The 16,062-nt window shown below is 38.0% G+C and carries 19 protein-coding genes, 1 pseudogene and 1 riboswitch; of the genes and pseudogenes, 10 read left to right on the top strand and 10 right to left on the bottom strand.

Features of this window, described 5'->3' with window-relative positions; genetic code table 11:
• Nucleotides 1-9: 9 nt before the first annotated feature.
• Together LIS78_RS24675 and LIS78_RS24670 are read right to left on the bottom strand one after the other, a co-directional pair.
• The gene (locus LIS78_RS24675) at nucleotides 10-1,005 is read right to left on the bottom strand and encodes a metal ABC transporter substrate-binding protein (protein ID WP_252284471.1); all 996 of its coding nucleotides are present in this window, start codon (nucleotides 1,003-1,005) and stop codon (nucleotides 10-12) included.
• Between the two features lie 83 nt (nucleotides 1,006-1,088).
• Nucleotides 1,089-2,276, bottom strand: coding sequence for a GTP-binding protein (locus LIS78_RS24670; protein ID WP_195781701.1), 1,188 nt, complete (start codon nucleotides 2,274-2,276; stop codon nucleotides 1,089-1,091).
• Nucleotides 2,277-2,394: 118 nt separating this feature from the next.
• Between LIS78_RS24670 and LIS78_RS24665 the strand changes: the two genes are divergently transcribed.
• Complete coding sequence (locus LIS78_RS24665; protein WP_252284469.1) at nucleotides 2,395-2,970, top strand: beta-class carbonic anhydrase; 576 nt, start codon at nucleotides 2,395-2,397, stop codon at nucleotides 2,968-2,970.
• Between the two features lie 3 nt (nucleotides 2,971-2,973).
• On the opposite strand, the gene yidD is transcribed toward LIS78_RS24665, so the two are convergent.
• Nucleotides 2,974-3,201 (bottom strand): membrane protein insertion efficiency factor YidD, encoded by a 228-nt coding sequence (gene yidD, locus LIS78_RS24660; protein ID WP_013059548.1) that lies wholly within the window; start codon nucleotides 3,199-3,201, stop codon nucleotides 2,974-2,976.
• Between the two features lie 150 nt (nucleotides 3,202-3,351).
• Here yidD and LIS78_RS24655 point away from each other — a divergent pair, with 150 nt between their 5' ends.
• From LIS78_RS24655 to LIS78_RS24630, 6 genes and pseudogenes are all read left to right on the top strand, one after another.
• Nucleotides 3,352-3,825, top strand: a complete 474-nt coding sequence (locus tag LIS78_RS24655) for an S-ribosylhomocysteine lyase (protein WP_252284468.1) — start codon at nucleotides 3,352-3,354, stop codon at nucleotides 3,823-3,825.
• Nucleotides 3,826-3,988: 163 nt separating this feature from the next.
• Nucleotides 3,989-4,429, top strand: a complete 441-nt coding sequence (locus LIS78_RS24650) for a Dps family protein (RefSeq protein ID WP_013059546.1) — start codon at nucleotides 3,989-3,991, stop codon at nucleotides 4,427-4,429.
• An 81-nt stretch (nucleotides 4,430-4,510) separates the two neighbouring features.
• Nucleotides 4,511-4,936, top strand: a complete 426-nt coding sequence (locus tag LIS78_RS24645) for a phage holin family protein (protein ID WP_195781703.1) — start codon at nucleotides 4,511-4,513, stop codon at nucleotides 4,934-4,936.
• A gap of 74 nt (nucleotides 4,937-5,010) precedes the next feature.
• Nucleotides 5,011-5,331, top strand: coding sequence for a hydrolase (locus LIS78_RS24640; RefSeq protein ID WP_195781704.1), 321 nt, complete (start codon nucleotides 5,011-5,013; stop codon nucleotides 5,329-5,331).
• 104 nt (nucleotides 5,332-5,435) lie between these two features.
• Nucleotides 5,436-5,906 (top strand): RNA deprotection pyrophosphohydrolase, encoded by a 471-nt coding sequence (ytkD, locus tag LIS78_RS24635; protein WP_195783203.1) that lies wholly within the window; start codon nucleotides 5,436-5,438, stop codon nucleotides 5,904-5,906.
• A 143-nt stretch (nucleotides 5,907-6,049) separates the two neighbouring features.
• Nucleotides 6,050-6,266: pseudogene (locus LIS78_RS24630) on the top strand (hypothetical protein).
• Here LIS78_RS24630 and LIS78_RS24625 read toward each other — a convergent pair.
• The 3 genes from LIS78_RS24625 to LIS78_RS24615 are packed head-to-tail and all read right to left on the bottom strand — an operon-like array spanning nucleotide 6,261 to nucleotide 8,824.
• A complete protein-coding gene (locus LIS78_RS24625; RefSeq protein WP_252284467.1) occupies nucleotides 6,261-7,067 on the bottom strand; it encodes an ABC transporter permease in 807 nt (268 codons plus the stop codon). The pseudogene LIS78_RS24630 and the gene LIS78_RS24625 sit on opposite strands and share 6 nt — an antisense overlap.
• The gene (locus LIS78_RS24620; protein ID WP_195781706.1) at nucleotides 7,054-7,824 is read right to left on the bottom strand and encodes an ABC transporter ATP-binding protein; all 771 of its coding nucleotides are present in this window, start codon (nucleotides 7,822-7,824) and stop codon (nucleotides 7,054-7,056) included. The genes LIS78_RS24625 and LIS78_RS24620 overlap by 14 nt, the downstream gene beginning before the upstream one ends.
• Before the next feature lies 1 nt (nucleotide 7,825).
• Nucleotides 7,826-8,824: an ABC transporter substrate-binding protein gene (locus LIS78_RS24615; RefSeq protein WP_252284466.1), complete on the bottom strand. Its 999-nt coding sequence runs from the start codon at nucleotides 8,822-8,824 to the stop codon at nucleotides 7,826-7,828.
• 172 nt (nucleotides 8,825-8,996) lie between these two features.
• On the opposite strand from LIS78_RS24615, the gene LIS78_RS24610 reads away from it, so the two are divergent.
• The gene (locus LIS78_RS24610) at nucleotides 8,997-9,779 is read left to right on the top strand and encodes an alpha/beta hydrolase family protein (protein ID WP_252284465.1); all 783 of its coding nucleotides are present in this window, start codon (nucleotides 8,997-8,999) and stop codon (nucleotides 9,777-9,779) included.
• 55 nt (nucleotides 9,780-9,834) lie between these two features.
• Complete coding sequence (locus LIS78_RS24605) at nucleotides 9,835-10,077, top strand: DUF2584 domain-containing protein (protein ID WP_195781709.1); 243 nt, start codon at nucleotides 9,835-9,837, stop codon at nucleotides 10,075-10,077.
• Between the two features lie 34 nt (nucleotides 10,078-10,111).
• Here the strand turns inward: LIS78_RS24605 and pckA are convergent, their stop codons facing one another.
• Nucleotides 10,112-11,701 carry a phosphoenolpyruvate carboxykinase (ATP) gene (gene pckA / locus LIS78_RS24600; RefSeq protein WP_195781710.1) on the bottom strand — a complete coding sequence of 530 codons (1,590 nt, stop codon included), beginning with the start codon at nucleotides 11,699-11,701 and terminating at the stop codon, nucleotides 10,112-10,114.
• 374 nt (nucleotides 11,702-12,075) lie between these two features.
• A riboswitch (SAM riboswitch) is annotated at nucleotides 12,076-12,193 on the top strand.
• A 132-nt stretch (nucleotides 12,194-12,325) separates the two neighbouring features.
• Between pckA and metK the strand changes: the two genes are divergently transcribed.
• On the top strand, nucleotides 12,326-13,528 hold the full coding sequence (metK, locus tag LIS78_RS24595) for a methionine adenosyltransferase (RefSeq protein WP_013059536.1): 1,203 nt from the start codon (nucleotides 12,326-12,328) through the stop codon (nucleotides 13,526-13,528).
• 31 nt (nucleotides 13,529-13,559) lie between these two features.
• On the opposite strand, the gene LIS78_RS24590 is transcribed toward metK, so the two are convergent.
• The 3 genes from LIS78_RS24590 to LIS78_RS24580 form a co-directional block, all read right to left on the bottom strand.
• Nucleotides 13,560-14,705 (bottom strand): glycosyltransferase family 4 protein, encoded by a 1,146-nt coding sequence (locus LIS78_RS24590; RefSeq protein WP_252284464.1) that lies wholly within the window; start codon nucleotides 14,703-14,705, stop codon nucleotides 13,560-13,562.
• Between the two features lie 18 nt (nucleotides 14,706-14,723).
• On the bottom strand, nucleotides 14,724-15,248 hold the full coding sequence (locus LIS78_RS24585) for a phosphatase PAP2 family protein (RefSeq protein ID WP_252284463.1): 525 nt from the start codon (nucleotides 15,246-15,248) through the stop codon (nucleotides 14,724-14,726).
• Between the two features lie 191 nt (nucleotides 15,249-15,439).
• Nucleotides 15,440-15,967, bottom strand: coding sequence for a gamma carbonic anhydrase (locus LIS78_RS24580; protein WP_195781713.1), 528 nt, complete (start codon nucleotides 15,965-15,967; stop codon nucleotides 15,440-15,442).
• Nucleotides 15,968-16,062 lie beyond the last annotated feature (95 nt).

Genomic DNA, 16,062 nt, shown 5'->3' with positions numbered 1-16,062 from the left:
AGTTTTTTATTAATATAATGCTTTTTTCAACGTATCAATGTTGTGCTGCATAATGGAAAAATAATCTTCTTTATTTTTAACATCATCTTTTGTTAATGATTCTAAGTTATGAAGTGTTAAAGCTTGAGCTCCCACTTCATTTTTAACAAGCGTGGACACTTTAGGTTTTAAATTTTGGTCAAAGATAAAGTATTTGATATTGTCTTTCTTTGCTTGTTTTACGATGTTTTCTAATTGTTTTTGAGACGGCTCATTTGTAGGAGATAAACCCGCTACGCTAATTTGCTTTAAGCCGTATCGGTTTTCCCAGTAGCCGTAAGCTGCATGTGATACTAAAATTTCTTTATGAGGTGCGTCGCCAATCGTTGTTTTTAGCTCTTGGTCTACATCTTCAAGCTGAGCTTTTAACGCTTGGAAGTTCTTTTCAAATTCTGCTTTTTTATCCGGTTTTAATTCAACAAGTTCATTTTTAATATTTTCTGCTAATTGAATAGCTAAAATAGGATCAAGCCAAACGTGAGGGTCTGTATCTCCGTGGTTATGCTCTTCTTCATGTGCATGTTCGTCCTCATGGGCATGCTCTTCTTCATGTGCATGTTCGTCCTCATGGGCATGCTCATCTTCAGAACTCTTTGCTAGTTCAATTCCTTTTGCAGCTTCTACTAAAGCGACATCTTCATTCTTTAGCGTAGATTGTGCTTTATCTGCAAAACCTTCAAGCCCAATTCCTGAGTAAACGAATGCGTCCGCATTTGCGATCTTAACCATTGTTTTTGTGGTAGGTTCAAATGAATGAGCATCTACACCGGTTGGTAAAATACTTTTAGCTTCTACATATTTTCCACCGATTTTCTCAGTAAAGTCCTGTAAAGGGTAAATTGTTGTATAAACTTCTAATTTTTTGTTTTTATTATCAGATGCGTTATTTGCACTGCTTGAACTGCACCCTGCAAGGGCTGTTCCAATTCCTAATGCCAGCACCATTAAAAGTGGTTTGAATTTCATTGTGTTGCTCCTTCCGTTCGTATCGTAACCATTTATGTCCTATGTTATTATATCGTAATTATTACGATTTGAAAACTAAAAATTTACGCATTTACTGTAAACTTCGGAAGAGGATCTTTGAAAGTAGCCCAATCCTGATTCATTTCCTCAGTTGTCAACAAACAGTGGTCTAATGTTTTAATAATTTCAGCTTCGTTCATATCAATACCAATGAACACAAGCTCGTTAATACGGTCTCCAAATTGCTCATCCCATTTTGTTCGTAATTCAGGTTCTTCTTTTAAGGTTTGTTCTCTTTCCTCTGCTGTGTACGTCGCCACCCATTCACCCGCTCCTTGAATCATAATGGACGTACCTGCTTGAGAAAGAAGTCCTGCCATATGGTTACGTGAAGCAAGCCAGAAAAATCCCTTTGCACGTACAATATCAACCGGCCAGTTCTCTAACCATTTCATAAAGCGTTCAGGATGAAGGGGACGATTCCTTCTGTATACAAAAGAAGAAATACCAAACTCTTCAGTTTCAGGCGTATGGTGTTCTTCATTTAGTTCTTTAATCCACCCGGCTCCTTGACTAGCTTTTTCAAAGTCGAATAAGTCGGTATGAAGTATGGCTTCAAGGCTTACCTCACTATTAATTGTTTGGATAACAGTGGCTTCTGAGTTTAATTTATGAAGAACAGCCTGCAGCTCATCTGCATCGTCTTTTGTTAACAAATCAACTTTGTTTAACAAAATGACGTTTGCAAATTCAATTTGATCAATTAATAAATCAACCACTTCTCTTTTATCGTTTTCATCCGTTCCTTCTTTGCGGTCTAATAAGCTTTCGCCGGATGAAAAGTCTTCCCAAAAGCGATTAGCATCTACTACAGTGACCATCGTATCTAATGAACATTTCTGAGTTAAATCAATGCCAAGCTCTTCATCAATATAAGTAAATGTTTGAGCAACAGGGATAGGTTCGCTAATTCCGGAAGATTCAATGACAATATAATCAATATCACCATTGTCAGCTAGGCGTTCTACCTCTTTCATTAGATCATCTCGAAGCGTACAGCAAATACAGCCATTTTGCATTTCAACTAGCTTTTCTTCTGTTCGAGAAAATCCGCCTTGTTTAACTAAGTCTGCATCAATATTTACTTCGCTCATGTCATTGACAATAACTGCGACCTTTAAACCTTCTTTATTTTTTAAAATATGGTTCAAAAGAGTTGTTTTACCTGAACCAAGGTATCCGCTTAAAACGGTAACGGGAATTTTTTTCACTGTTATAACCTACTTTCTTGTTTTTAAATAATAATGATTACGATTTAACACTTTTCATCTTATAGGAAAAAGTATTATAATACAAGAAAGAATTTTTTTATGAAGGAGAAGACAGCAGATGAGCTTATTACAAGATGTTTTAGAATTCAACCAAAAATTTGTAGAAGAAAAAAAGTATGAACTTTACGAAACAAGCAAATTCCCTGATAAAAAAATGGTTATTTTATCGTGTATGGACACAAGATTGGTAGAATTACTTCCACAAGCTTTGAATTTGCGCAACGGAGACGTGAAAATTGTTAAAAACGCAGGAGCGCTTGTTTCACATCCATTTGGAAGTATTATGCGAAGCATTTTAGTAGCTGTATATGAGCTTCAGGCAGATGAGGTATGTGTAATTGGTCACCACGACTGTGGAGCAGGTAAACTTCAGGCGGAACCTTTTTTAGAGAAAGTAAGAGCAAAAGGCATCTCAGATGAAGTGATTAATACCATTGAATACTCTGGCATGGACTTGAAAAAATGGTTAACGGGTTTTGATTCAGTAGAAGAGACTGTTCAGCATAGTGTAGAGGCAATCCGTAACCACCCTCTATTCTCAAAAGATACTCCTGTACATGGACTAGTTATTGATCCAAATACAGGAAAGCTAGATGTTGTTGTAAATGGGTATGAAGCGATCGAAAACAACTAAAGCTTAGTGTGATTTTTTCTCAGGTACTTCATCAATGCCACCCGGATGGAACGGGTGGCATTTTAAAATGCGTTTTACAGTCAAATAAGATCCCTTTACGGCACCAAAGCGTTTAATAGATTCAACTCCGTACTGTGAGCAAGTAGGGTAAAACCGGCACCTTGCCGGAAGAAAAGGTGAAATTCCTTTTTGATATCCTTTTATAAGTAAAAGCAAAAGCTTTGCAATCATTTATTATCACGTTCTTTCTTTCGTGTTTGCTCATACTATAAGGGATAGAAGGAATAAAAAGCAACTAAAAGAAATAAAGGTTATTAAATGGATGAAATATATCGGAATTGCATGTTATGATAGGTGAAAGAAGAAAAAAGGAGTGGTATTATGCCATCAGTAGAAAGTTTTGAGCTAGATCATAATGCGGTTAAAGCACCTTATGTAAGACACTGCGGTGTTCACAAAGTGGGAAGCGACGGCGTTGTAAATAAATTCGATATTCGTTTTTGCCAGCCAAACAAACAAGCAATGAAGCCGGACGTTATTCATACGCTAGAGCATTTATTAGCTTTTAATATTCGTACTCATGTAGAAAAATACGATCACTTTGATATTATTGATATTTCACCTATGGGATGTCAAACAGGGTACTACTTAGTAGTGAGCGGTGAGCCGAATGTACGTGAAATTATTGATTTGTTGGATGATACGTTAAAAGATGCAATTAACATTACTGAAATTCCAGCAGCAAATGAAAAACAGTGCGGTCAAGCGAAACTTCACGATTTAGAAGGAGCAAAACGTTTGATGAAGTTCTGGTTAGAACAGGACAAAGAAGATTTAGAAAAAGTATTTGGCTAAAAATAAGCAGTCCGCTGGGCTGCTTATTTTATTTGAAAAAAGATAAAGAAGTTTCTCTGAGTCTAAAGAAAGGGAAATGTCTCTTTTTATGAAAAAAATGTTTTAATCAACTAAAAAAGGGTACAACTATACTATACAAAGAGTTCACAAAGGAGCGAAAAACATGGCAGCAAATGTAAATGAAATCGTTAATAAACAAGTAGCGAATTTTAGTGTAATGTACATAAAACTTCATAACTTTCACTGGTACGTAAAAGGTGAACAATTCTTCACTCTTCATGAAAAGTTTGAAGAGCTGTATACGGAAACAGCTACAATTATTGATGACCTTGCAGAACGCCTTTTAGCGCTAGAAGGAAAACCTGTGGCAACAATGAAAGAATCGTTAGAACTTTCTTCTATTAAAGAAGCGGATGGAAGCGAAACGGCTAAAGATATGGTTGCTTCTTTAGTAAGCGATTTTGATACGCTAACTGCTGAATTAAAAGAAGGGATGGACGCAGCCGGTGAAGCGGGCGATGAAACAACAGGGGACATGCTTTTAGCCATTCATCAAAGCTTAGAAAAGCATACGTGGATGTTAAAATCATTCTTAGGCAAGTAATTAAAACCTGCGAGTAATCGCAGGTTTTTTTATGATAAGATGGACGAACACTTTTTTTTCACCGGCATATACTGTAGGGATATGACTGCTGAAAGGGTGAAAAAAGTGGATATGCAGAAGCTTTCTGTCTTGATAATCTCAAGTTTAGGTTCACTGGCTTTTTTTTTATTTGGAGAGTGGGACTATTTACTAATGGCTTTAGTAGCATTAGTGGCAATGGATTACTTGACGGGTACAATTGCAGCTTTTATAAATAAACGTTTATCTAGCAAAGTAGGTTTTAAAGGAATTGCCAAAAAGGTTTTTATTTTTGCCATGATTGCTGTAGCAAACTTTATCGATTCTGTATTCTGGGAAAACGGTCATATTATTCGAGATGGAGCTATTTTGTTCTATATTTTAAACGAAATGATTTCAATTACAGAAAATGCAGGAATTGTAGGCATTCCAATTCCAGAGCCGTTAAAAAAAGCAATAGCGATTTTAAAAGACCGCTTTAAATCGTAGAGTGTATAAAAAAAGAATAAGATACAAATAAGAAAGATAAGTTGGCACTAGAAAGAAGGAGCTGAATATCTTTCATGACAAAAAAATATTATGTGTCTCTGAGTTCAGGAGAAATCAATCAGTCAAATACTGCTTCAGATTGGAATTATGCGATTGAAGCAACAGATGAAGAAGTGGAGAAGCTGAGAACGTATTTAGATCAGCGTGCTTCAAGCGATTGGTCAAGCTTTTGGCGATCACATATTCCGTATCTGGAATATCATCATGATTCTCAAAATGATATGTACGATAAAACGACGGTTGAAATATATGCTACGCTTTATCAGCTGGGAGACGATGAAACAAAATCACATATCAAACAGATGAATATTTTATCTTCAGATAGAATGGAATAAGGGGTAAAAAGCAAAGAAAAAAAGTACGAGCATACTTTTCTTATCAGGTATGGCCGTAATGTATGATAAAATAAGGGAAAAATCAAATGGAGTTTGAGTCGACCATGTACACATTTAAGGATGCATATCATAATCAAGTATTTTTATCATTTGAAAAAAATCCATTCTCGAAAACTCCACGTCATGTTTGGGTCGTATGCAGGTATGAAAATCAATGGTTGCTAACGAATCACTCAAAACGAGGTTTAGAATTTCCCGGAGGAAAACTAGAAGGCAATGAAGTACCAGAAGAAGCAGCGGTTCGAGAAGTATTTGAAGAAACAGGCGGAGAAGTCTCTTCTTTAACTTATATTGGGCAATATAAAGTAGTAAGTAAAGGAAAGACCATTATTAAAAATATTTATTTTGCTACTATTGGAAATGTAATTAAAAAAGAAGACTACATGGAAACAGATGGTCCCGTAATGATTGATGAACTACCTTCGGGCATTCAACAAGATAATGCATACAGCTTTATCATGAAAGATAATGTTTTGCAGTATGTAATGAAATATGTAAAGCGAACATTTTTGTAAAAGCATCATACCAATTAAAGAGGCTGGGACCAAAGTATTTTAGACGAAGTGAAAAACGAACCATTGATCAAAATGTTTGATTAGTGGTTCGTTTTTTTTGTTATGGTGAACATAGGTTTCATCTGTTTAGATCCTTCTAGCAGTTGATTGGAGGGCAAGACGAAGACTCCTGTGGGGAAAGCGGAACAGATCAGACCCCCGCAGGAGCGCAAGCAACGAGGAGGCTCAGCGGCCGCCCGCGGAAAGCGAAGTCTTGCACGGAAATCAACTGCGGTATCACAAGCAGTTCAGCTAATGTATCCCATTTGTTCGTCTTTAAATTGGATTCATTTAGTTATATCCCAACCTCTTTTTTTATGAGCGTCTAATCAATTTCTTTTCTAAATAAGCAACGCCTTGGTACATAATCGTAGCGAAAATGGCAATTAATAACAAGCTGAGAAGAACAAGAGTAAAGTTGAAGACTTGGAAACCATAAATAATCATATATCCAAGCCCTTTCGAAGAAACTAAAAATTCTCCTACGATGACGCCTACCCAAGATAAGCCGACATTTACTTTAAATGTGGAAATAATAGCAGGCATGGAAGCTGGCAAAATTGCTTCTTTAAAACAGCGGGTTTTCGTTGCCCCAAAGCTTTTTAGTAATTTAATATAGTTCGGATCAACTTCTTTAAATGCTGTGTAAACGACGATGGATGTAATAATAACGGATATAATCGCCCCCATCGTTAAGATTGAGAAAAATCCTGGACCGATAGCTACAATTAAAATAGGGCCCAGCGCTACTTTTGGCATGGCGTTTAAAATAACGAGGTAAGGGTCTAATATATGTGCAAGCCTAGTTGAATACCAAAGAGCCGTTGCAAGTAAAATACCTAGCACTGTGCCTAAAATAAAGCCAAGAACTGTTTCAAATAACGTAAAGCCAATATGTTCTGCTAGCGAGCCGTCGGCAAGTTTAATTAAAAATAAATTCCATATTTTAGCGGGGGAACTGAAGATTAAAGGGTCAATCCACTTTAAACGAGAAGCCAGTTCCCATAAGCTAAAAAAGGCTAAGAAAATTATCAGCTGTACGCTCAGTACTAATCGTTTTTCGACCCGAACCTTGCGAAGATAGCTTTCATGAAGAGTATCTAGGGAGCTAGTGGGTTTCAAGTTGATCAAGCTCCTTCCATATGTCCATAAATAAGTCGTTATAGACAGGGTGCTGTCGTGCTTCAAACGGAGAGAGGGTTCGTAAAATAGAAGGAACCGTAAATGTTTTTGCGATTTTTCCCGGCTTTGCTGAGAATAAAAAGATTCGGCTGCTCATGGCAATAGCTTCGCCGATATCGTGCGTGACCAAAACGGCCGTTTTTTGATAGGTCATCAGCGTTTTGGAGACAAGTTCTTCAAGCTTGAGTTTTGTTTGAAAATCAAGTGCTGAAAAAGGTTCATCTAAGAGTAAAATAGCGGGGTCAATGGCAAGTGTTCGGACTAAAGCGACGCGTTGTCTCATACCTCCGGATAACTGGTGCGGATATAGGTCATCTACGCCCTGTAAACCAATTTCTTTTAGGAGTAACAGTGCTTTACTCTCTGCTTTATCTGTTAGCTGTCCGCGAATTTCAAGCCCAAGTAAAATATTTTCTTTAATGGTTTTCCACGGAAACAAATAATCTTGTTGAAGCATATAACCGATGTTTGGGACTGATGTTCCGATATTTTCACCGTCTATTGTGACGAAGCCGGACGTTGGTTCAATCAAGCCTGCAATAATCGATAGAAGCGTTGTTTTTCCACATCCGCTTGGGCCGAGAAAGGAAACAAATTCTCCTTCTTCAATAGACAAATTAATATGTTCAAGTGCAGTGGTAGCAGACTTTGTCGTAAGATACATATGCTGAACATCTTGAATGTGAAGTTTTGTCATATTACTCACTCATTGCATCTTTTGCGAATTTTGTGTTGACTAGCTTGCTGTGATCAATGTGTCTTGGAAGTTCTCCAGATTCGTCCATGATTTTTTGTAAATGATCCCACTCTTTTTGATCTAATAAAGGGTTAGTTGCAAAGGATTTTTGGGATTTATAGCGGTCAATAACAGTTTGCAGCGTTTCTTTAGGTGTATCTTCAAAATACGGTGCAACCACTTCAGCAATTTCATCTGTGCTATGTGTATCCACCCATTTTTGTGCTTTGTAAATAGCTCGAGTAAATTTAGCTGCTGCTTCAGGGTTATCTTTTAAATAGCTTTCTTTGGCCATAAATGTTGTATAAGGAACTGTTCCTGATTCTTTTCCGAAGGAAGCAACGATATGTCCTTTTCCTTGTTGCTCTAAAATACTAGCCGTTGGCTCAAATAATTGAACGTAATCTCCAGTACCAGAAGCAAAAGCATTCGCAACGTTAGCAAAATCAATGTTTTGAACGAGTTTTACATCTTTTTTAGGATCAATATTATGCTGTTTCAACACATATTCCCCTACCATTTGCGGCATGCCGCCTTTGCGTTGACCAAGAAACGTTTTGCCTTTAAGCTGATCCCATGAGAATTGATCGACCTTTTTACGCGCTACTAGAAATGTTCCGTCGGTTTGGGTTAGTTGTGCAAAGTTGATGACGGGATCACTAGACCCTTGGGCATATACGTAGATTGAGGTTTCAGAGCCGACTAAGGCGACGTCGATGCCATCAGATAAAAGTGACGTCATTGTTTTATCTCCGCCCCACGTTGTTTTTAAATCTACCTTTAGTCCTTCTTCTTCAAAAAAGCCTTTTGAAATAGCGACGTACTGGGGAGCATAAAAGATAGAACGAGTTACTTCACCGACACGAATCGTTTGTACAGATGTTGTTTTGCTGCAGCTAATTAGTGGGATGAGTAAAATCATAATAGCAAGCAAAGAAAAGAGCCATTTAATTGGTTTCATAAAGCAAACCTCCTTAAAAGAATAAAATATTTTATGATAATGTATGTAAGAAAGTAGAAGAAGGTGAGTGCCTACATAACCATGTGGAAAATCAAAGAAGTATTAGCCAACGATTGAAAGTCCACCGTGGCGGGAAAAAATAGACTGGTCATATAAAGAATGGAGGAAAAAAATGAAAGATGGAACAATAATACATAAACAGCGCTTCCCATCCCCAAACCCTCGCGTGGCGCTGTGGATAATTACATATGCATGTCAAGGACTTAAGATTAAAGGGATGCTCGCAGAGCCAAAAGAAAAAGGAGTGTATGACGGCTTTTTATACTTAAGAGGAGGTATTAAGAACGTAGGAACGGTTCGTCCTGCTCGACTCATTCAATTTGCTTCTCAAGGTTTTATTGTCATGGCTCCGTTTTATAGGGGAAATCAAGGAGGCGAAGGAAACGAAGATTTTGCAGGAGATGATCGTTACGATGCTTTTGCTGCTTACGATTTACTGAAACAGCTCCCTAACGTCCACCATGACCGAATTCATATTTTTGGGTTTTCAAGAGGGGGAGTGATGGCTTTACTCACAGCCATTGAAAAAAACGACAGCCGCTCTCTTGTGTTATGGGGAGGCGTCACAGATATGGTGCTGACATATGAAGAAAGAGAAGATTTAAGAAGAATGATGAAGCGGGTGATTGGAGGAACTCCTTCTAAATATCCTGAAAGATACGAATGGAGGACACCTTTGCATCGTGCTCATCTCGTCGAGCCGCCGGTCTTGCTTATTCATGGTTTAGAAGATAAAAACGTGTCGATTGATCATTCCTATCAGCTCGAATCTAAACTAAAAGAGTCCAATAAAAAAGTTACCAGCTGGTACTTCGAAAACTTTCCACATGCTTTTCCACCAAAAGAAAACCGAGAAACGGTGAAGAAGTTAACGAAGTGGATGAAAGCGCAATAAAAGATATGCTACGATAGAGAAAACAAGTAGAATAACAGTGAGGAGTGAGAAAAAAATGGGGATGCCGCTAGAATTAAATACAATGATTGTGACAAAAGGCAACGAAAAGCGTGTAACGGATAACATTTTTCAAATTGAGAAAAAAGGATATCGCTTGTATCCGTTAGATATTCCATTAAACATTCACAAAACGAAAAATGGAGAATGTATTGGAACTGCTGTTGTGCGTAAGGTAGAAATGGAGCAAGAAAAAACCGTTGTCACATATGAACTGACAAAATTACATTCAACTAACTAAAAAACCGATCGTCTATAAGACGATCGGTTTTTTATTAGACTCTAGGTCCCCCTAATGTTGAAATGTCAGATGCTACGTCGTTAAAACGCTTGAAATTAGCTTTGAATTTAGCAGCAAGCTCAGTTGCTTTTTGGTTATAAGCTGTTGCATCGTTCCATGCTTTAGAAGGCTGAAGTACTTCATCAGGAACTCCCGGAACATGGGTTGGAATCGATAAACCAAAAATAGCATCTGTTACTGTTTCGGTATTAGCTAGTTCTCCTTCAAGGGCTGCTTGAACCATAGCTCGAGTGTAACTTAACTTCATTCGTTCGCCTACGCCGTATTCACCGCCGGTCCATCCAGTATTTACAAGGTAGACATTTACATTATGTTCATCGATTTTCTTTCCTAGCATTTCTGCATAAGTTGTTGGAGCAAGAGGTAAGAAAGGCTCACCAAAGCATGTAGAGAAAGTAGCCTGTGGCGATGTTACGCCGCGCTCTGTTCCAGCTAACTTACTAGTGTATCCGCTCAGAAAATGGTACATCGCTTGTTCTTTTGTAAGCTTGCTGATTGGAGGCAAGACGCCGAAGGCATCAGCAGTTAAAAAGACAATAGCTGTAGGGTGCCCAGCAACGCTTGGCAATACCGTATTATCAATAGAGTCAATTGAATAAGCGGCACGAGTATTCTCTGTTAAACTATTATCATTGTAATCTGCTACTTTCGTATTTTGATTTAACACTACATTTTCCAATACGGCGCCGAAGCGAATTGCATTGAAAATTTGCGGTTCTTTTTCTTCGGAAAGCTGAATGCACTTCGCGTAGCACCCTCCTTCAATATTAAATACACCAGAGCTTGACCAACCGTGCTCGTCATCTCCGATTAAACGACGGTTTGCATCAGCAGAAAGCGTTGTTTTACCCGTTCCAGATAAACCAAAGAATAATGCAACGTCACCTTCTTCTCCTACGTTAGCAGAACAGTGCATGGATAGAATATTGTTTTGAGGAAGCAAGAAGTTCATCACTGAGAAAATAGATTTTTTCATTTCACCAGCGTATTCAGTTCCTCCAATTAGCACAATGCGTCGCTCTAATGAAAGAATAATGAAGGTTTCAGAATTCGTCCCGTCTGTTTCAGGATCAGCTTTGAACGTTGGAGCTGCTACAATTGTAAACGGCTTCACGTCATCATTTGTTTTTTGTTTGGCTGAAGGGCGAATGAATAACTGCTGAGCGAATAGGTTGTGCCATGCAAATTCATTAACTACTTGAATTGGTAACTGATACTTTTTATCAGCTCCAGCATATCCATTAAAAACAAAAAGTTCATCCTGCTTCTTTAAGTGGGTTAAGACTTTTTTGTATAGCGCATCGAATCGCTGAGCAGAAATTGGCTGATTGACAGGTCCCCATTCAACCGTTTTTGAAGACACAGCATCGCTTACAATAAATTTATCTAAAGGAGAGCGACCTGTATATTTTCCGGTTTCGACTGACACAGCACCTGTAGAAGTCAGCGTTCCTTCGCGTCGAGCTAGAATTTTTTCAACAAGTTGTGGAACAGATAATTGGTGTTTTGTTGTTTTTAATTGAAGCAAACCATTTAATTCGATAGACATATCAACAGTACTCATGTGCACTACCTTCCTTTTTTAGCTATTATTTATTCATTAATGTTTGAAATTTATAATTAGTATAACACATTTATTTAATTATTCTATACTATTTCACTAAAAATGTTTGTGTCTTATAAAAAAATGTACGTTATACCTATTTTAGACACATGTATATGTGCTAGAAGCGAAAAAAGTGAAGCTATTTCAAGTGAAAGCCTCATTTTGATCTGTCTTATTAACCAAACTTAGTGATGATTCTTAATAAGATGTACTATTTAAGAATTTGAGTATGTTACATTAAAACAGATTCAAACATAAAGAGATGATTTCCATTTGAATGTTGTTGACAGTGAAGCGCTTTTTCATGTATTATATGTCCTTGAACGGATACTCTCTTATCCCGAGCTGGTGGAGGGACAGGCCCTATGAAACCCAGCAACCATCGTCATTTTTTTGTGTAGACGATAAGGTGCTAACCTGATGCAAGGGCACAACCTTGATCGATAAGAGTGAAAGGCTTATGTAGAATTTGATACCTTTCCTCGATACAAGGAAAGGTTTTTTTATATTTTTTAACGTGTAATGAAAATAAGGGAATGAGTACCGTATCACAATGTATCGTATTTATAAGGAGGAAAACTGATGTCAACACAACGTCGTCTGTTCACGTCAGAATCTGTTACAGAGGGACATCCCGATAAAATTTGTGACCAAATTTCTGACTCAATTCTTGATGCTATCCTAGCAAAGGATCCAAATGCTCGTGTTGCTTGTGAAACAAGCGTAACAACTGGTTTAGTTTTAGTAAGTGGTGAAATTACAACTTCTACTTACGTGGATATTCCTAAAACAGTTCGTGAAACAATTAAAGGAATTGGCTATACTCGTGCAAAATACGGATTTGATGCTGAAACTTGTGCAGTATTAACATCTATCGACGAGCAGTCAGCTGATATCGCTGCTGGTGTAGACCAAGCGTTAGAAGCACGTGAAGGTCAAATGTCAGATGAAGAAATCGAAGCAATCGGAGCTGGAGACCAAGGGTTAATGTTTGGTTATGCATGTAACGAAACAAAAGAATTAATGCCTCTTCCAATTTCATTAGCTCATAAACTTGCTCGCCGTCTAACAGAAGTACGTAAAGAAGAAATTCTTCCTTACCTTCGCCCGGATGGTAAAACACAAGTAACAGTTGAATATGATGAAAACAACAAACCTGTTCGCATCGATACAATTGTTATTTCAACTCAGCATCACCCAGAAGTAACGTTAGAGCAAATTCAACGTAACTTAAAAGAATATGTTATTAATCCAGTTGTTCCAAACGAGTTAATTGATGAAAATACAAAGTATTTCATTAACCCAACAGGACGTTTCGTAATCGGCGGTCCTCAAGGAGATGCTGGTTTAACTGGTCGTAAAATTATCGTTGATACTTACGGCGGATATGCTCGTCACGGCGGCGGTGCATTCTCTGGTAAGGACGCAACAAAAGTAGACCGTTCAGCAGCTTATGCAGCTCGTTATGTTGCGAAAAACATTGTAGCAGCTGATCTTGCTGATAAATGTGAAGTACAACTAGCATATGCAATTGGTGTTGCACAACCAGTATCTATTTCAATTGATACATTCGGTACAGGAAAAGTTTCTGAAGAAGTACTAGTAGACGTAGTACGCAAAAACTTTGACCTACGTCCAGCAGGCATCATTAAAATGCTTGATTTACGTCGCCCAATTTATAAGCAAACAGCAGCTTACGGCCACTTTGGTCGTACGGATGTGGAGCTTCCTTGGGAGTTCACAGACAAAGCGGAAGCATTAAAAACTCAAGCTTTAGCTAAATAATAAAAAAATCTCCGTGAAAACGGAGATTTTTTTATGCCCATTGAATACCTTCAGCAGATTTTTCTACGACACCTTCATATTCCGAAAGCAAATGCTGAAAAATAACGTCCCATGATTGAGTAAGAGCATAGTGTCTCGCTGCATGGCCAAAGTGAAGCCGCTGATGCAAATCATCGAGTAAACCTGTAATAGCCGAACTGAATTCTTCTAAGGACTGAGGTTTGCAAAGGTAGCCGTTTCGCCCATGCTGAACCATCTGTTTAACTCCTCCTGCATTTGCTGCCACTACAGGAGTTCCAGAAGCAAGAGACTCCAGTACAACATTTCCGAAGGTTTCTGTTTCTGAAGGAAAAACAAACAAATCAGATGATGAATAGATATGAGCAAGTTGCTTACCTTCAAGAAAGCCTGTAAATGTCATATGCTCAGATGCTTGCTGCTGCATTTGTTCTTTTAAAGGGCCGTCTCCCACAATAACCCAGTGAACTTGATGGCGGATATGATCAGGTAGAGATCGTGCGATTTTTATTAAAAAATCAGCGTTTTTTTCTTTAGCTAATCTTCCTACATACGTTAAAATGTAGGGTTTTTTAATATTATATTTAATACGAATATCAAAGCGGTCATAGTGGGGATGAAATAATTTATGATTTACTCCTCGCGACCAAATAGCTACGTTGTAAAACCCTTGTTCTTCTAGCTGCTGTTTGGTCACTTCAGAGGGAGCGAATATTTTTTGTACAGGTTTATAAAACCATTTCATATATTTTTGCAGTGGTACACGCATTTTTTCAAGTTCATAGTGAGATAAATAATCATCAAAATTGGTATGATAAGAGCCGACAAGAGGAACACCTAATCTTTTCCCGTAATAGGAGCCGCAAAGCCCCATTGTAAAAGGAGTGGCCAAATGAATAATAGAAGGATTGAATTCCTGCAGCTGCTTTTTAATTTTTAGAACGTTTGGCAATGAAAAGCGGCTGTTTGGATAAAGGAAAAACGGCATGCTGGGCGAACGGTGAACATACGTTGAAAATGACTGGTCATGAGCAAATTCAGGAGCAAATACCTGGATGGGAATTTGCTTTGATTTGACATACTGAGTAAATTGATAAAGTGTTTTAGCAGCTCCGTTAACTTCTGGAGCAAATGTATCCGTAAATAAAGCAATTCTCATTAGTACTCCTCCTATCAATTAAGTTAAAAATATGTTCAGTGAAACAGCACCTGAAAAGATGCCCAGCATCAGGCCTACGATGACATCCGTCGGATAGTGCAGACCGAGATAAATTCTTGAAATTCCTACCGTTACTGCAAGAGGCAAAAGAACGGCAGCGAAGGCTGGATAAACAATCATAAGAGGGGTAACCAACGAAAAAATAGCTGTTGTATGCCCAGATGGAAATGAATGATCTTTTAATGGATTTTCTAATACTTTTGTATGTTTTAATTGAATATAAGGTCGTTTTCTCGGATATAGTTTTTTAGCCATGGCGACAGGAATATGACTAACGGCTAGAGAAAACGCACAAGCGTAAGCGACGGATGAAGGATGCAGAAATAGCAGCAAGCACGCTATCACAATGGTAAACGCGGCTCCGCCGGCGTGAGTTAGTAAACGTAAAAATCTATTTAAGTGCTTTCGATCAAAATGTTGGTTTACGCTTTTGAATAATCGGCATTCGGCATCGTATACATACTGAATTAACTTGGCTTTCATAGAGTCGCTCCCTTTTCAATAAATACGTCTTTATTATTCAGTTTAATCTTTAATTGTGGAGGCAGTACTAAAACGATGTAAATTAATATGGAAATTTCTTTACAATTGTGGAGAGAATAGAACATGATTGGAGAGTTTGTGGAGATACTAAAAAAATTCCCTCAGTATGACTTTCTGAGGGAACGTTTCCTTTATAATGAAGAATCAGGTTTCTTAATAGACTTATAATACTGCCCTTTTTCTACATATTCTGTACGAATGCGCTGCATATCTTTTAAATCCTCTTCTGTCAGAGTGCGGATCACTTTAGCAGGTCGGCCGAGTGCGAGAGTATTAGGCGGTATTTTTTTACCGGGAGGCACTAAGCTTCCAGCACCGATAAAAGCACCTTCGCCAATTTCCGCACCGTCTAAAATAATAGAACCCATGCCAATGAGCGCGCGTTTGCGGATGATGGAGCTATGTAAAATAACTTGATGTCCTACTGTCACATCATCCTCAATAAGCAAAGGAGCATTTGGGCTTTGATGGAGTGTTGATTGATCTTGTATATTTACTCGTTTACCAATAATCGTAGGTGAAACATCTCCTCTAATAACAGTGTTAAACCAAATGCTGCTTTCTTCACCAATGGTGACATCTCCAGTAATCGTGACATAGTCTGCGATGAAGCAGCTGGGGGCAATGGTAGGTATTTTTTCTTTATACGGATAAATCATCAAATCATCTCCCTTTATTAGTTGAAAAAAAGTAGTAAATCTTCTAATGTAAGTGTACAAAGGTTTTTTAAGCAGGTAAACAAAAAAAGGAAGAA

Origin of the sequence: Priestia megaterium (genome assembly GCF_023824195.1) — a bacterium.
Classification (GTDB): domain Bacteria; phylum Bacillota; class Bacilli; order Bacillales; family Bacillaceae_H; genus Priestia; species Priestia megaterium_D.
The sequence above is the reverse complement of the archived record's forward strand: the minus strand, read 5'-3'. Positions and strand labels throughout refer to the sequence as shown.

What these genes read in the sequence shown, in the direction of transcription:
- LIS78_RS24585 (WP_252284463.1), bottom strand. Translation starts at nt 15,248, where the DNA reads ATGAAAGCCAAGTTAATTCAGTATGTATACGATGCCGAATGCCGATTA.
- LIS78_RS24655 (WP_252284468.1), top strand. Translation starts at nt 3,352, where the DNA reads ATGCCATCAGTAGAAAGTTTTGAGCTAGATCATAATGCGGTTAAAGCA.
- LIS78_RS24590 (WP_252284464.1), bottom strand. Translation starts at nt 14,705, where the DNA reads ATGAGAATTGCTTTATTTACGGATACATTTGCTCCAGAAGTTAACGGA.
- LIS78_RS24645 (WP_195781703.1), top strand. Translation starts at nt 4,511, where the DNA reads ATGACTGCTGAAAGGGTGAAAAAAGTGGATATGCAGAAGCTTTCTGTC.
- LIS78_RS24610 (WP_252284465.1), top strand. Translation starts at nt 8,997, where the DNA reads ATGAAAGATGGAACAATAATACATAAACAGCGCTTCCCATCCCCAAAC.
- pckA (WP_195781710.1), bottom strand. Translation starts at nt 11,701, where the DNA reads ATGAGTACTGTTGATATGTCTATCGAATTAAATGGTTTGCTTCAATTA.
- LIS78_RS24620 (WP_195781706.1), bottom strand. Translation starts at nt 7,824, where the DNA reads ATGACAAAACTTCACATTCAAGATGTTCAGCATATGTATCTTACGACA.
- LIS78_RS24665 (WP_252284469.1), top strand. Translation starts at nt 2,395, where the DNA reads ATGAGCTTATTACAAGATGTTTTAGAATTCAACCAAAAATTTGTAGAA.
- LIS78_RS24650 (WP_013059546.1), top strand. Translation starts at nt 3,989, where the DNA reads ATGGCAGCAAATGTAAATGAAATCGTTAATAAACAAGTAGCGAATTTT.
- ytkD (WP_195783203.1), top strand. Translation starts at nt 5,436, where the DNA reads ATGTACACATTTAAGGATGCATATCATAATCAAGTATTTTTATCATTT.
- yidD (WP_013059548.1), bottom strand. Translation starts at nt 3,201, where the DNA reads ATGATTGCAAAGCTTTTGCTTTTACTTATAAAAGGATATCAAAAAGGA.
- LIS78_RS24675 (WP_252284471.1), bottom strand. Translation starts at nt 1,005, where the DNA reads ATGAAATTCAAACCACTTTTAATGGTGCTGGCATTAGGAATTGGAACA.
- LIS78_RS24580 (WP_195781713.1), bottom strand. Translation starts at nt 15,967, where the DNA reads ATGATTTATCCGTATAAAGAAAAAATACCTACCATTGCCCCCAGCTGC.
- LIS78_RS24615 (WP_252284466.1), bottom strand. Translation starts at nt 8,824, where the DNA reads ATGAAACCAATTAAATGGCTCTTTTCTTTGCTTGCTATTATGATTTTA.
- metK (WP_013059536.1), top strand. Translation starts at nt 12,326, where the DNA reads ATGTCAACACAACGTCGTCTGTTCACGTCAGAATCTGTTACAGAGGGA.
- LIS78_RS24605 (WP_195781709.1), top strand. Translation starts at nt 9,835, where the DNA reads ATGGGGATGCCGCTAGAATTAAATACAATGATTGTGACAAAAGGCAAC.
- LIS78_RS24640 (WP_195781704.1), top strand. Translation starts at nt 5,011, where the DNA reads ATGACAAAAAAATATTATGTGTCTCTGAGTTCAGGAGAAATCAATCAG.